This is a genomic window from Gemmatimonadaceae bacterium (assembly GCA_019637445.1).
Classification (GTDB): Bacteria; Gemmatimonadota; Gemmatimonadetes; order Gemmatimonadales; family Gemmatimonadaceae; genus Pseudogemmatithrix.
The window spans coordinates 2,004,940-2,019,269 of the sequence record JAHBVS010000001.1 but is presented as its reverse complement, the minus strand read 5'-3'; the positions used below and the strand labels follow the sequence as shown (position 1 = coordinate 2,019,269).

The window sequence follows — 14,330 nt, the reverse complement described above, 5'->3', positions numbered from 1 at the left end:
GAGAACGGTCCGGTGGGGCCGCAGGCGCATCGTGTGAGGGGCGAAGGGACAACCCCTACGACAGCACTTACCGGAAAATGGTTTCGCTTGCGACCGGTTTGCCGCTAGACACGCTGCCGCGTCCGCTCCCAAGGCAGCGGGACGCGCCACTCGCGCGTGTCCACGAAGCCGCCGCGCACGGCCCTCGGCTCTTCCACGGTCACCATCGCCACCCGGTCGTGGTCGTCCACCACGCGCATCACAACCTGCACCTGCGACCGCTGCACCAAGGTGTGCAGGACGTCCACGGCACCCGAGCGGCCCTCGCCGCGAATCACGGTGACGCCGAAGCCCAGGTCGCGCAGGGCCGTGGCAATCGCATCCCCGTGTCCGCGCGTGATGATGCGCACCTGCGCCACGCCGTAGGCGATGAAGCGCTCGATGGTGATGCCCGTCATCGTGCCGGTGGCGTAGCCGGCCGCATAGGCGACGACGTGCACCCAGCTATCGAGATGTCGGATGGCCGCGCCGACGGCGAAGATCCACACGAGGGCCTGAATGAAGCCCAATAGCGCGGCGATGCTGCGCTTGCCCCGCACGGTGAACAGAACGCGCATCGTGTCGCAGGAGACGTCCACGATGCGCGCGAGGTAGATGAACAGCGCCCCCCACGGGGACGCGAACAGGGCTTCCATACCCGAAAGCTAAAGCCCGGCCTCAGCCTCCGCCGCGCGTGGCGCCGGCGAGTCGGTGCTGGCCTGCGGGGCCGCGGCAGCCGTGGTCGCAGGGCGCGAGCGCAGGGTCAGCACCAAGGCGACGATCGCAAGCAGCAGCATCAAGCCCTGGCCGACGAGCGTCTCCACGCTTGGGAAGATGCCAAGCGCCCCCAGATAGGGCCCGCCTTCGATGGGCGTGATGCCGAGCAGGTTGCCTTCCTGCAGCTCGCGCAGGCCCTTGCCCATGAAGATGAACGCCAGCGTGTAGAGCAAGGCGCTGGTAGTGCCGAAGAAGGCGCGGAGCGGAATGCGGAGCCCAAAACGCTGGATCCCGACCCACAGCGCGACGAGCAGCAGCGAGCCAAGTGCGAGGCCGCCCAGCATCGGCGGGATCACCTGCGGGCCCCGCGAGAGCAGCGCCTGGTAGAACAGCGCGGTCTCCGCGCCCTCGCGGAATACCGCGAGGAATGCGGCCGATGCCAGTGCCGTGGCGCCGCCAGCCGAGAGCGCCGTACCGACTTTCTCGCGGATGAAGCGCTGCCACGCCGCCACTTCAACCTTGGTCAGCAGCCAATACGAGACCGAGAACAGCACGGCCACCGCAACGAGCATCGTCGCTCCTTCGATCACCTCGCGGCTGGCCGGAGCATTGGCCAGCGCCGTGCGAAGGACCACGGCCAGCACGGCGCTGGCCAGGACGCCGACACCCACACCCGCCCAGACCTCGCGCACGCGCGAGCGGTTGTCCGTGCGCACGAGGAAGGCGATGATCGCGCCGACGATGAGGATTGCCTCGAAGCCCTCGCGCAGGATGATCAGCAGCGACTCGAGGAACGCGCCCCAGCCGCTCGGCGCGCGCTCGGCGCGCTCCACGATCTGCGGCAATCCACCGGAGATGCGCGCACGCGCCGTGCCGGCGCCGACGACGTCGCCGCGCACGACCGCGCCCTTGAAGTCGGCGAAGTGGCGCTCGAGCATCGCGACAAGGCCGGGGTCCTGCGTGCGCACCTTGGCCTCGAGTGGCTCGAAAGCCACGTAGGCGTCGAAGGCCAGGTCGCCAGCCGCCGACGCGTTGCCCTCGTTCGCAGTCGAGATTGCGCGATCGAGGATCGCAAGCACTTCGGCGGCAACGACGCGGGGTGTGCGCGTGGGCAGTTCGACCACGCGGGGATTCGCGCGCAGCGCCGCTACCACGGCGCGCGCCTCATCGCCATCGATCGGATGGTGCGCGTCGAGACCAAGCTCGACCTCGCCGGCCGCCAGCGCGGTCAGCAGCTGCTGGTCGTGCCGTTCCGCGAGCCAGCCAAAGGTGTGGCCGGCGGGCACCGCACCATCACCGCAGGTCACGCATCGCTCGGCGAGCACGGCGGCCCCGCGGCGGACTTCCTCAGCGCTTGCGCGCAGCGTGTTCACGTAGGTCACGACAGCCCAACGCTGCGCCGGCGTCAGGTCGCCGGCGCCCGCCATCGACGTGCCGCGGATGCCGACCGACACCACGCGATACATCGTGGCCGGAGAGACATCGAACATCAGTTCACGGTCACCCAGCGCCGGTGGCGCGGGGTTCAGGCGGCGGGCAGCCGGCCCGTCACCGCCGCCGGCGTCGCCGTGGCAGGAGGCGCAGCGCTGCGCGTAGATCGCGCGGCCCTCGGCCAGATCCACGGCCTTCGTCGGGAAATCGAGCGAGGCGTCGGGGCCGAGCAGTGTCACCAGCTCGACTTGCGTGGCGAGCAGGTCTGCCGGCGCCACGCGCGCGGTGACCTGCGCCTGCATGCGCTCGATCAGCGCGACGAGCTTGGGTGCACGCTCGTCGGACACGCGCGCGGCAACCGACTTCGCATCGTCGAGGAACGCGACTGCCTCGTCGTACTCCACCTGCAGCACGATGCGGCCGGCACTATCAACGCCCTTCGAATACTCGTCGGCGGCGACGCCCACGATGTTGCCGAGTCTGCGCGCGGGCGACTCCTGCGCCGCGGCCACGGAGGGCCGCGCGAGGAGCGCAAACGCGCCGAAAGCGTAGATGAGAATCGTTCTCAATGACATCCTGATTCAACCTAGCGCAATCCCGAATAAAAAACAGGGGCTTTAGGGCGCCTCGAGAATGACCACCGCGCCGGCCACCTCTTCGGTGTGGCTCAGCGTCAGGTGGATGCGCGTCACGCCGAGCTCGATGGCCCGCGCCGCCGCACGACCGGTGAACTGCAACACCGGCGGTCCCTCGCTGCCGCGCTGCACCTCGGCCTCGCGCCAACCAATCAACTTGGCCTCGTCGGAGCCGGTGAGCGCCTTGAACGACGCCTCCTTGGCGGCGAGCCGCGCGGCGAGATGCATTGCCGGCTTGGCGCGGGCCAGGGCGTATTCCTGCTCGTGTGCCGTGAACAGGCGGTCAAGGGCGCGCTGTTCCTTGCGCTTGAGCATCAGCTCCACGCGCGCGATGGCGACCAGGTCAAATCCCACGCCGACGATCACTGGCCCCTCCGCAGCACCCGTCGCCACAGCGCACCTCGACGCCCCTGGGAATCCGCTAGGGCAGCCAAGGACTGCTCCCACCACTCGTCCGCGGCGCGGAACACGCCGTGCAGCGCCGCGATCCAACGCTCCCAAGCCGCGCGTCGCTCGTCAACGCGCGCTGCGCGCACCGCCTCGGCCCCACTGCGCGCCGCAGCAAGCGCATCCCAGACTGGCGCCGCCAGCATCTCCAACTCGGCCCCGATCGCGCGCCGGTCCGGCAGCGACTTCGGGTGCCGACGCTCGGCAAGCGTCGCGATGGCCCCGCGCCAGTTGCGCTCCAGTCGCGCGGCATCGAACGCGGCCAGCTGCTGCTCAAGGGAAGTCGCGCGCTGCGCCGCCCGCCGCGCCTCGATGAGCGGAAGGAACACCACGTCGTGATCCGAGCCGGGCGCCGAGGGCGTAGCCAGCGCGCGGAGGGAGCGCGTGAACTCGGGAAGCGGATACTCAGGCGTCACGGCTTGAATATCGGTAATCGCCGTCGAGTTCGCGGTCGCAGATCGCCGCGCGCTGTCCGGTCCGCGACTCATAGGCCAGCACGAAGTCAGGCAAGCGCCCGGTCGTAAAGCCCGCGCGCGGCATCCCCAGAGCGGCGATGGCGCGCTCGATGGCCTTGGGCTCGCCCTCGACCTCCACGAGCACATCCATCCGCGGGTAGCGCTCGAAGCGGACGGTGGCGCCGTGCAGCGTGTACTGTGCAATCTCCCGGTCGATCTCGCGCGTGATGATGTAGCCCAGCGCCTCGAGAATCTGCGCCAGCGCCGAGGGGTCCTCGGCCGACACGCTGTGCTCCTCGCGCACCTTGAAGCCGTCGGCGTATCCAGTGGGGCCCTTGAAGTCGAGCGACGTGCGCAGCGCGTCCTCGCTTCGATACACACGCAGGCGCAGCACGTGGTCGCGCAGGGCCAGCGCGCGATCCGGCGTGTCGTAGCGGCGATCCTCGAGCCGTCCCTCGTACTGCAACTCGGCGCCGGCTGCCTCAAGCCTGCCTCGAGCCTCCACCATGGCCTCGGCAGATTCCAGCCGGCCCTTCAGCTCGACCTCACGCATCGAGGATCGCCTCCAACACGCGGGTCGTGTCGCGCAGGTCCTCAAAGTCTGCGACCGCGCCGTGCGCGACGAGCTCGGCGCGCGCATAGCCGCCCGTCGAGACGGCAATTGCGCGGGCACCAATGCCCTGCCCACAGGTCATATCGTGCGGCGTGTCACCGATGATCACGAAGCGTTCCCCAGGCACGTCGTAGCCGAGCAGGTCGCTGGCGCGGCGCTGCGCGATGGGTGGCAGCATCGGACGGTCCTCATGGTCCGAACCATATGCGGCGACGCGGAATCGTGCCGGTTCGACGCCGACCGCGCGCAGCTTCACGCCGGCACCCTCTGCGATGTTTCCCGTCAGCAGGCCGAGCACGAGATCGTCGCGGGCCTCGATGGCCGACAGCAGCTCGGGCACGCCCGGCAGTGCGTGGGCGCTGTGCGTCCCGGACTCGAGATGGCCACGCAGGCCTTGCAGGTACCGTGCGAGCACCTCCTCCATCCGCGCGTCGATGGCGGCATCGTCAAAGCCCTCCAGCCGCATCGTCTCGCGCACGATCAGCTTGTCCGTCTTGCCGCCGTAGCGATAGCCGCTGGGCCCTCGGTGTCCGAAGACCCGCTCAAGCGCCGCTTCCATCGCCGTGCGGCCGGCACCGTCGGAGAGCAACAGCGTGCCGTCGATGTCGAAGAGGACGACCTTCATCGGCGCGCGAGGTAGAGTCCGCCGATCACTGCCGCTGCGCCAGCGCCTTGGAAGCCGGTGGGCACCTCTCCCAACGCGGCCCACGCCACCATCACCGCGACGATCGGCTGCAGGTTGGCAAACATCGCCGTGCGCGTGGGCCCGATCTCGCGCACGCCGCGATACCACAGCAGGTAGGCGATGACCATCGCGAGCACGCCGGAATAGGCCACCGCCGACCACGTGACGGGCGTGATGCTCGTCCAGTCGGTGCGCAGCAGGCTCGGCACGGCGAGGGCAATCAACGGGATCACGCCGCCGACCAGCGTCCACGCCGCCACGTGCACGGGCGAGACGCGCTGCGTGAGCGGCACGAGCCAGGTCGTGTAGAACGCCCACACGACGACCGCGCCAAGGATCATCAGGTCGCCGAGCAGGTGCGCGGCGCCGTCGGCGCTGATGGAGCCGCCGAGCACGAGCATCACGCCGGCAATGGACAGCGCGATGCCTGCCACCGCCTTGAGCGGCAGCTTCTCGTGGCCCGTGAAGCGCGCGACCAATGCGACCACTGCCGGACTCGCCGCCACCACCAGCGACGCCGTGCCAGCACGCGTCAGTGCGAGGCCCTGCACAAAAAGCAGTTGGTAGAAGCAGTGCCCGAGGATGCCCAGTGCCATCAGGCGATACTTGTCTGCACGGGCGGGCCGGCGACTATGCGTCGCGTAGGCAATCGACAGCAGGATCAGGCAGCCGAGCAGCATCCGCAGCGCGTTGTAGGCGATCGGCGCCATCTGCTGCGTGCCGTACTTCATCACCGAGAAGTTGACGCCCCAGATGACGGCCATCCCGACGAGGCTGTATTCGGTGGCGCGTACGCTGCGCGTGGGGGCGGTCATGGCCTCTGCAATCTAGCGCGACGACCAAGACCGCCCGGGGCCGCGGCCTGGCTCTCGTGCGACGAGCATCGGGGCCCGCGGCGGTGCGCGCTGCGGGTGGCCCGAGTAGCTTCCGGCGATGCACGTCTCCTTCGCGCTTTTCGCCGACGCGGCCAACATCTCGCAGGAAGGCAAGCTGAACATCCTCGGGGTCTTCGACGCCCTGCAGGTGCAGCAGTTGCCGGCCGTCCACCCGCGGGCCACGATGGTCGTCCGCCTGAAGGCCCTGCCGGACGACGTCGGTCGCCACACGCTGGCCTTCGTCTGGCTCGGCCCCGAGGGTGACGAGATGTGGTCCTCGCAGGGCGAGCTGGAGGTGGGCGCACCGCCGCCGGGCGCCGAGGAGTTGGACGTGCCGGTGATTGCCGCCATCGACCTTCCGATCCAGTCGCAGGGCACCCACGTAATGCGCATCGCGCTGGACGGCGACCTCTGCGCGGAGTTGGTCCTGCACGTGCGCTCTGGCAGCCCGGTGATGCCGCCGGCCGGCGGGCTGGTCAGCTAGGCGTTGTTGGCGGGCGGCAGTCGCAGCTCGCTCGGCAACGTCGCGCTCTAGGCGCGGTCCGCGAGACCGGGCACGCCGTCGCGGCCGACCGCCAGCCGCACCGCGCGTTCCACTGCCTGCTCCAATGCCGTGATGGCCAACTGCTCGGCCTGTGGCAGCGACCCCTTGGGTCCGTCCATCGGCGCCAGCGCGAAGATGATGTCACCGTCGGACTGCGTGCCAACGGGCGTGATGCGCCGCTGGAGCGCCGCCGTGGCACTGCGGGCAAGTGACTGCAGCTCAAGCCGCGAAAACGCCGCGTCGCAGGCCAGCACGACCAGCGTGGTCGCGGTGCCGTTGATGAATCCTTTGCGCGCGCCGCCTTCGGCGAGGCGGCGCGCGGTGTCGACGAAGGCACCCTTGCCGTCCCGCGCACCGGCGATGATGCGCCCGCTGCCGTCGCGGACATCGCCGAGGGCGTTCACGACGACCAAGGCGGCTACCGCTGAGTCGCCACCGCTGGCGACGCTGAGGGCGAAGCCGCCCTTCATCGCGCCGACCGGCCCGGAGCCCTTCCCGACCGTCGCGCCGGTGCCGACGCCCACGCAGCCCTCGGCAACCCCATCGCTGATCGCGGAGTCGCAGGCGGCAAACGCCATCTGCGCCGTGGGCCGTGCGTCGAATCGGCCGAGCGGCAGCAGGTCGAAGATCACAGCGGCTGGGACGATCGGCACCACGCCCGCACCGACCGGATAGCCGCGGCCCTTCGATTCCATCCATTGCATCACGCCGGCGGCGGCATCGAGCCCATAGGCCGAGCCACCGGTGAGCAGGATGGCGTCCACGCGCTCGACGGAATGTCCGGGCTCGAGCAGCGCCAACTCGCGCGAGCCGGTGGCGCGGCCCATTACGTGCACGGCGGCGCGCAGTGGATGCTCCACGCCGCGGATGACCGTGCAACCCGTCGCCCCGTCGCTATCGGTCGCGTGCCCGACAGCGAGGCCGAAGCGCGCGAGCGACGACGAAGCGCTCACGCGCCTTCGACGCTGGCGGAGTCGGCCGCGTCGGCGGCGGCCTGGCAGGTGGCGCAGAGCGTGACGCCGCGCATCGCACAGATCTGGCAGATGAAGGTCCCGCAGCTCTCGCAGGGATAGCCTTCGCTGGCCCGCTCCTCATTCCCGCAGGCCCTGCACACCATCACGTCGGTTTCCGACATCGGTCCCTCCTAGCGCGGCTTCTCGGCCAGGTCGTACTCGCGGATCTTCTTGATCAAAGTCGCGCGTGAGATGCCGAGTTCCTTGGCGGCGTGCGTACGGTTGTGGCCGTGCGCCCGCAGCGTGCGGTCGATATGTGCGCGCTCGACCTCGTTCAGCGAGCGCGGCTCGTGATGCGCCACCTCGGCGCCACTGGCCTGTTGCACCTCGCGAGGCAGGTGCACCACGTCGACCGCCGGCTGGCCGCGGGCGATGAGCATCGCGCGCTCCATGACGTTGCGCAGCTCGCGGATGTTGCCAGGCCAAGAGTAGCGCAGGATGGCATCCAGGGCGCCGTCGCTGAGCACGGTGGGTGCGCCGGGCAGCGAGGGCTGCAGCGAGTCCTGCACCGACGCGATGAGCTCCAGCAGGTCCTCGCGCACGCGCTGCCTGAGCGGCGGCAACTGGATCGGCATCACGGCCAGACGATAGTAGAGATCGTCGCGGAAGCGGCCGGCGGCCACCGCCGAGGAGAGGTCCTCCGACGACGCGGCAATCACACGCACGTTCGGCGTGATTTCATCGCGACCACCGACGCGGCGGAAGCCCTTGCCCTCGAGCACGCGCACGAGCTTGGGCTGCAGCTTGGGATCGAGGTCGCCGATCTCGTCGAGAAAGATGGTGCCGCCATCGGCGATCTCGAAGGCGCCCAGCTTGGTCTCGGCGCCCGGCTCGTTGCCCCCCTCCACACCGAAGAGCTCGCTATCCAACGACTCCGGTCGTAGCGAGGCGCAGTTCACTTCCACGAACGGCTTGGAGGCGCGTGGGCTCTGGGCGTGCAGCAACTCGGCCACGCGGCCCTTGCCCGCGCCGCTCTCACCGAGGATGAGCGCGGTGGTGCGGTCACTGGCGCTCAGCAACTGCAGCTGGGCCTGCAGCTCGCGCATCGACGGCGAGGAGCCAAAGACGAGCCCGTGCTGCGCGCCGCGCTTGTTGTGCAGCAGTTGTGTCATGCGACGCAGCTGGGCCTTCTCTAGCGCACGCTCGGCGGCCGCCTTCAGGTGGCTCAGGTCCACCGGCTTGGTCAGGAAGTTCTCGGCGCCCTTGTGCAGCGCATCTACCGCCATCGGCACGTCGCCGTAGGCCGTGACCATAATGACCACGGGATGGTGCTCGCGGATGGCGGCCAGCACGTCAAAGCCCGTCATGTCCGGCAGGCGGACATCGAGCAGCACGAGATCCGGCCGCATGCGGTTGAAGGCGGCGATGCCGTCGGCCCCCGTGTGCGCTTCCATCACCGTGTGCTGACCGTCGTGACGGAAGAACATCGCGAATGCAGTCGCGATGGCCACTTCGTCATCAATGATCAGGATGCTCGACATGCGTTATCTGGATTCCGGGGGTTGGGGCGGTTCGCCGCCTACTGAAAATGCGCCTCGCGCACGTGGGCGCAATGCCGCCGGGGTCGGGGCAAGGAAGCGCGCCGCCAGCGGCACGACCTCCGCATCGAGTATCGGCGCCTCCAGCAGTTCTCCGTCAGCCTCGGCCGCCACGTTCGCGGCAGCCTCGACCCGGATGTGCCGGCCCTGGGCGTGCCAGAGGCGGGAGTCGTCGGGAAACACGCCCCGCGCCATCCACGAGGCCAAGCGGAGGGCATCGCCGACACCCGAGGGCGAAAGCAGGCAGACGTCGAGCAGGCCGTCGTCGGGCCGCGCGTTGGGGCCAAGCCGGAACCGGCCGTCCATCACGGCGCCCACATTCGCGATCATCGCGAGGCCGACGTCGCGCTCTTCAACGCGGCCGTCAACGGAGACGCGCACCGCGAAGGGGCGCGCGGCGAAGACCGCCTTCACCGCGCTGAGTACGTAGGCGCCGACGCCAAGGCGGCGCTTGGAGGCGGGACTCGCGCCCTGGATCATCGCGGCGTCGAGTCCGACGCCGGCCGCCAACGCGAAGTACCGGCCGTCGCTGAGCCGACCCAGATCGAGGCGCAGCTCCTCGGCGCCGACGAGGGCGCGGACGGCGCGCGTCACGTTCAGGGGGATGCCGAGGTGGCGGGCGAGTTGGTTGCCCGTGCCGCCTGGCAGGATGCCGATGGGTGTCGGACGGCCGACACGCGCACCGACGGCTTCCATCACCGTGCCGTCGCCACCGAGCACGAGGATCGGCGCGTCGTCCGGCCCATCGGCCGCAATCCGGGCGGCGTCGCCGGCGGCGGTGGTGCGTACCACGCGCGGCGCGATACCCACCGAGCGGCAGGCCGCGAGCGCTTCGGCCTCAGCGTGCCGTCCCCCGCGAGCGGCGGGGTTCACGATCAACAGCGATGGCTGCACGCTAGAAACGCCAGGTGCGGAAAAGGTCGAAGCCCACCTGCCGCGGGGTCGGCACGAACCCGCGGGCGCTGGCATTCGCGTTGACCGAACAAAGCAGGGCGCTGGTCGGTGGCTCCACGCCGATCGAGGCCGAGACCCCGCGGCCGAGTAGGTAATCCAACTTGAGTCCCAAGGCGTCGGTGAACGAGAGCGGGTCACTGCCCCCGCCTTGCGTCACGAGCTGGCCCACCTGGCAGAGACCTGCATCGAGGCGCACGAAGGTGCGGTCATTGATCTGCTTGGCGCAGTTGAAGCGCGTGCCGGAGAGGATGCCACCACCCACGCGTCGCAGACGACCGCCATAGGCATCGAGTCCCGCGGTGGAGAGTTGCGCATCATCGCAGATGCCGCCGCCCGAGGCCTTGCCGCCGAGCACGCTGCCGAGCGAGCCCACCACCACACGCGCCGCCGTCGCCGAGATGTCGCCGTTGCGGCCACCGATCTCCACGCTGGGCCCACCGGTCACGAGGTAGGAGAGCAGGTCGGCATTCGTCACGCGCAGCGAGTCCGGCGACGAGAGTTCTAGCAGCGGCTGCTGCAGCGTGCCGCCGAGATGCACACGTACGCGAACGTCCGGCCGCACGCCCTGCTCGCTGTACTGCCGCACGGTGTGCAGCGCCGAGATGTCCAGCGTGGGATTCAGCTCGGGATCGCCGAAGAAACGGATCTCACCCTGCTCCACCGTGAAGGTGCGCTGCACCGGACCGAGGTTGAGCCGGTAGGTCCCGCGCTGAGTCTGCAGCGGCCCGAGCAAGGCCAGCTGCAACTCGCCGGCGTTCGCGCCCCGCGTGACTCGACCGCGCGTCACGCTGACTTCGCCGCCGAGATTGATGTTCGCCTCGGTGGACCGCAGCCACACGTCGCTGCCCATTCGCACCGGCACGTTGGCGATCGTGAGGTTGTCGACGAAGTCCGGCGGCGCGGCGGCGGCGCTGCGCGTGACGGGGCTGTTGATCGTGTCCAGCATCGCGAATCGGTCCGGACCCTCGAGCGAGATCACGTCCTTGCTCGCCAACTCGGGGATGGCGATGATCGCGCGGTCGGCGGTCAGGCTGCCACGCAACGTGGCGCCGCGCCAGGGACCGGTGAGGCGAAGGTCACCCGACAGGTCCACCTCGGCGAGGTTGGGCCTCGCTATCGCGTTGAAGGAGCGCGCGCTGAGCTGCAGGTCGAGCAGCGGATTCGCGCGATCGGCAAGGGCGAGATGGCCCGTGAGACGGGCGCTGCCACCGCGGCCGGCGCTGCTGGTGGCCGCTACGTTGCGCACGGCGATCGAGTCGCCGAAGAATCCGATGTCCGCCTCGACGCCGCGCCAGCGCACGTTGCCGAGTGCCGCCGGCGCCAGCGAGCCGTTGATGACGCGTAGCGCGCCTGCGGCCAGTGGGTGCGACCAGGTGCCGCCGAGCGTGAGGTCCATGGCCATCGTGCCGCGGGCCGACAGCGTGCCGCCGGTAATCGTCTGCAGGAGTTCGAGACCGAGCGAATCACTCTGCAGGCGGCCGGAGATCGGGCCCTCGCCTTCGAAGCGTGTGCCTGAACCGTCGAGCCCCAGTGCCAGCGGGAGCACCGCCTCGGCGACCAGCGTGGGCCGCGCCCGTGCGCCGAGCGTGGCGTCGAGGCGAACGGCATCCGCCGCCGCGCGGGCGCGCGCCCGCAGGGTGTCGAGGGCCACGCCGCGCAACGCGCCGCCGCGCCACTCCGCGTCGGCCGCCAGGTCCGGCGCGGCGCGCGTTCCGGTCAGCGTCGCCGTGGACCACAGCCTCCCGCGCGGATCCCCCGGCAGCTGGAGCAGCTCGGCCACATCGCGCAGCGGGAAGTCCACGGTCCGCAGACGCAGGTCCAAGGCTCCCTCGGCGGGTAGCGCGCCGGCGAGCGCGACTGTCGAGGGTCCCGCCGCAAGCGCTAGCGAGTCCAGACGGAACCCGCCGCGCGCAAAGGCCAGGCGAGACGGCGCCGCCAGCTGCCAGGTCCGCTGCGAGGTCCCGAAGCTGAGCGTGGCCAAGTTCAACTCGAGCGTGTCGCCCACACCGCGCAGTCGGCCCGAGGCGCCGACAAGCGTGCCAGTCTCACCGCGCCCCGCGAGTCGCGCGGTCGTGATGCCGTCAGCGTCGCGGTCCGCATCCACGCGCGCGTCGGCGAAGCCGATGCCTCCGATGCGCATGCCGCTGCCGCTCAGCTCGAGCGTGCCGAACGGCCGCGTCGGCAGGCCGCGCAGCCGGCCGACGAGTTCGAGCGAGTCGGCGCTGTTGCCCATCGCAAATGCGTTCTCAGCCACGGCGGTCGCATCCACGGCAAAGTCGCGCAGCCAGCCGGCGGCGCCGAGCTGCAGGCGCAGCGCGCCCGACAGTGAGTCGGTGAGGGCACGGCGCAGCCAGGGGCGCAGGCCGCCGAGCGAGTCGGCGCGCCCAGCGATGCGAAGGCTGTCCGTGACGCCTTCGTGGAGTCCGAGTGCACCGCGGCCCGAGAGGTCAACGGCGGAGGACTCGAAGTAGAGCGTGTCGAGCAGGGCGCGGCCGGCATCGAAGCGCAGTTGCGCCGTGCCCGCGAAGACGCGAACGCCCTCGATCACCGAACGATCGAGCTGGAGCTGCCCCTCACCCTGCAACGCGGCGAGCGAGTCGCCCGCGACGTCAACAGAGAAGCGCCCGTTCACCTCGCCGCTCGGCACGCGCTCCTGCTGGAACAGCAGCCGCGGATCCACGTTGGTCAGGCTCGCTCGGCCGACCACGCGCTGCTGCGGAATGCTGGCCACGCGCAGGTCCGACTCCACGCGGCCGGCCGGCCCGAGCAGGTCGCCGCCGAGAGTGAAGTCGTCGCCCGTGCCGCTGGAGCGGAACGGGCCGCTGAACTCCCCGCGCAACGGGAAGGCGGGAAAGCTCTTCGCCAGCGCCGTGAAGGCGAGCGGCAGCGCCGCCGCCTCGAGCTCCCAACGCAGGGGCGACACATCATCCCAGCTGAGGCGGCCGTCGCCGCGCAACCGTGACTCAGGAGAGTCGCCATCCACGTGGGTGAGGTCGGCGTCACGGAATCGCACGTCGCCCCAGATGGAGTCGAGTGTGGCCACGCCGCGAACGTTGCCGTTCAGCTTCGGGAACTCGTCGTCCAGCGCCTGCGCACTGCGCAGGTCGAACTGCGCCACGTCGAGTCGGAGGCCCTTGAAGATCGGCAGGCCGGGGTCCGTGATGTCGAGTGTACCGGAGGCCCTCGCCTGCGCGGTGGCGCCGGGGACGTTGGCGTCGGTGAAGCTGGCCCTCGCGTCCTGCACCACGAACTGGTCGAGCGGCCCGCCGCTCGCCCGCACACGTCCGCGCAGCTGACCACGCAGCGGCACGGCGAGCGGCCCTTGGTTGAAGCGCTCGAGCAGCGCGGCATCCAGCGGCGCCATCTCGATGTTCACGTCCTTGAGCGCGAGCGCTCGCGGTCCGACGCCCCAGGTCATCTCGCCAACGAGCCGCGAGCGATGGGCCCGCACATCCATCTCGCGGATGATGTAGTCGATCGTCGAGGGATCGTTGGGATCGCTCTGGATATCCAACTGCATGCGTCCGCGACCCGGCGTGGGAATCGCCGGGCTGATCCACGCGATGTCCTGCAGCGACACGGAATCGGAGTTCACGCGGATGGCATAGCGCACGGGACCGGGTCGGCCCCACCAGATCCTGCCGTTGGCGTCGCCGGTGGAACCCGGCAGCGTGAAGCGATTGAAGTCGAGGAAGACGGTGTCGCCAAGGATACGCACCTCGCCGGCGAGGTCGCGGAAGCTGAATGGCGGATCGCGCTCCTCCACGTCGAGGTCGCCGACCGTGAGGTGAACGCCGGACGAATCGGGATACGCGAAGCGCGCCCGCGGCAATTCGAGATTGATCTCCTGCCAGCGCCAGGCGCGCGAGATCGTGGCGTTCGGCGCGGAGTCCGGCGCCCAGGGCATGATCAGCGCGAACTCGCCGTCGCGCACGACGACGCGCTCGACGATGAAGACCGCGCCGAAGGCAGAACGGCGGCGGATGGTGCTGCGCACGCGGTTGCGCCGGAAGATCTTCTCGTGCGTCCACTCGCCGCCCAGCTCGCGACGCGCGGCGAAGAACGCGCGATCCACCTCGGCGCTGCGCAGGATGATGCGCCCGTCGGCGAGGTCTCGCGGGTCGAAGGTGAGCCGCAGCGGGCCGGTGGAGACGAGCAGGGAGTCATCCGCATCCGTGATGCGCAGCGAGTCGATGCGCAGGTCGGTGAGGAAGGATCCCGAGAGCGTGCCAAGCCGCACGCGGCCACGCACGAGCTGCGAGAGCTGCGCCTCCGCGACTCGGCGGATCAGCTCGCGGCCGCGGTCGCTCTGCGTGGCCAGCACGAAGGCGCCGATGACGCTGGCGCCCAGTGCGAGCATCAGCACCGCGCTGACGAGGGCCACGAGGCGGCGGCGGCTCATCAT

13 protein-coding genes are annotated in these 14,330 nt (G+C 70.2%); 1 reads left to right on the top strand and 12 read right to left on the bottom strand.

Features of this window, described 5'->3' with window-relative positions; translation table 11 throughout:
• Positions 1-104: 104 nt before the first annotated feature.
• The 7 genes from KF709_08985 to KF709_08955 are packed head-to-tail and all read right to left on the bottom strand — an operon-like array spanning position 105 to position 5,816.
• Positions 105-674, bottom strand: coding sequence for a DUF2179 domain-containing protein (locus tag KF709_08985; protein ID MBX3174538.1), 570 nt, complete (start codon positions 672-674; stop codon positions 105-107).
• Between the two features lie 9 nt (positions 675-683).
• The gene (locus KF709_08980) at positions 684-2,741 is read right to left on the bottom strand and encodes an FTR1 family protein (GenBank protein ID MBX3174537.1); all 2,058 of its coding nucleotides are present in this window, start codon (positions 2,739-2,741) and stop codon (positions 684-686) included.
• Between the two features lie 42 nt (positions 2,742-2,783).
• The gene (gene acpS, locus KF709_08975; GenBank protein MBX3174536.1) at positions 2,784-3,167 is read right to left on the bottom strand and encodes a holo-ACP synthase; all 384 of its coding nucleotides are present in this window, start codon (positions 3,165-3,167) and stop codon (positions 2,784-2,786) included.
• Positions 3,164-3,664, bottom strand: coding sequence for a hypothetical protein (locus tag KF709_08970; protein MBX3174535.1), 501 nt, complete (start codon positions 3,662-3,664; stop codon positions 3,164-3,166). Before KF709_08970 ends, acpS begins: the two co-directional genes overlap by 4 nt.
• Positions 3,654-4,256, bottom strand: a complete 603-nt coding sequence (locus KF709_08965) for a class IV adenylate cyclase (GenBank protein MBX3174534.1) — start codon at positions 4,254-4,256, stop codon at positions 3,654-3,656. Before KF709_08965 ends, KF709_08970 begins: the two co-directional genes overlap by 11 nt.
• Positions 4,249-4,941, bottom strand: a complete 693-nt coding sequence (locus KF709_08960) for an HAD family hydrolase (GenBank protein ID MBX3174533.1) — start codon at positions 4,939-4,941, stop codon at positions 4,249-4,251. Before KF709_08960 ends, KF709_08965 begins: the two co-directional genes overlap by 8 nt.
• On the bottom strand, positions 4,938-5,816 hold the full coding sequence (locus tag KF709_08955; GenBank protein MBX3174532.1) for a DMT family transporter: 879 nt from the start codon (positions 5,814-5,816) through the stop codon (positions 4,938-4,940). The genes KF709_08960 and KF709_08955 overlap by 4 nt, the downstream gene beginning before the upstream one ends.
• Positions 5,817-5,934: 118 nt before the next feature.
• Here KF709_08955 and KF709_08950 point away from each other — a divergent pair, with 118 nt between their 5' ends.
• Positions 5,935-6,360, top strand: coding sequence for a hypothetical protein (locus KF709_08950; protein ID MBX3174531.1), 426 nt, complete (start codon positions 5,935-5,937; stop codon positions 6,358-6,360).
• A 47-nt stretch (positions 6,361-6,407) separates the two neighbouring features.
• Here KF709_08950 and KF709_08945 read toward each other — a convergent pair whose 3' ends face one another.
• The 5 genes from KF709_08945 to KF709_08925 are packed head-to-tail and all read right to left on the bottom strand — an operon-like array spanning position 6,408 to position 14,327.
• Complete coding sequence (locus KF709_08945; protein MBX3174530.1) at positions 6,408-7,373, bottom strand: P1 family peptidase; 966 nt, start codon at positions 7,371-7,373, stop codon at positions 6,408-6,410.
• Positions 7,370-7,555, bottom strand: coding sequence for a hypothetical protein (locus KF709_08940; GenBank protein MBX3174529.1), 186 nt, complete (start codon positions 7,553-7,555; stop codon positions 7,370-7,372). Before KF709_08940 ends, KF709_08945 begins: the two co-directional genes overlap by 4 nt.
• Positions 7,556-7,564: 9 nt before the next feature.
• Positions 7,565-8,914, bottom strand: a complete 1,350-nt coding sequence (locus KF709_08935) for a sigma-54-dependent Fis family transcriptional regulator (protein ID MBX3174528.1) — start codon at positions 8,912-8,914, stop codon at positions 7,565-7,567.
• 3 nt (positions 8,915-8,917) lie between these two features.
• Positions 8,918-9,865 carry a hypothetical protein gene (locus KF709_08930; GenBank protein MBX3174527.1) on the bottom strand — a complete coding sequence of 316 codons (948 nt, stop codon included), beginning with the start codon at positions 9,863-9,865 and terminating at the stop codon, positions 8,918-8,920.
• Between the two features lies 1 nt (position 9,866).
• A complete protein-coding gene (locus KF709_08925) occupies positions 9,867-14,327 on the bottom strand; it encodes a translocation/assembly module TamB (GenBank protein MBX3174526.1) in 4,461 nt (1,486 codons plus the stop codon).
• Positions 14,328-14,330 lie beyond the last annotated feature (3 nt).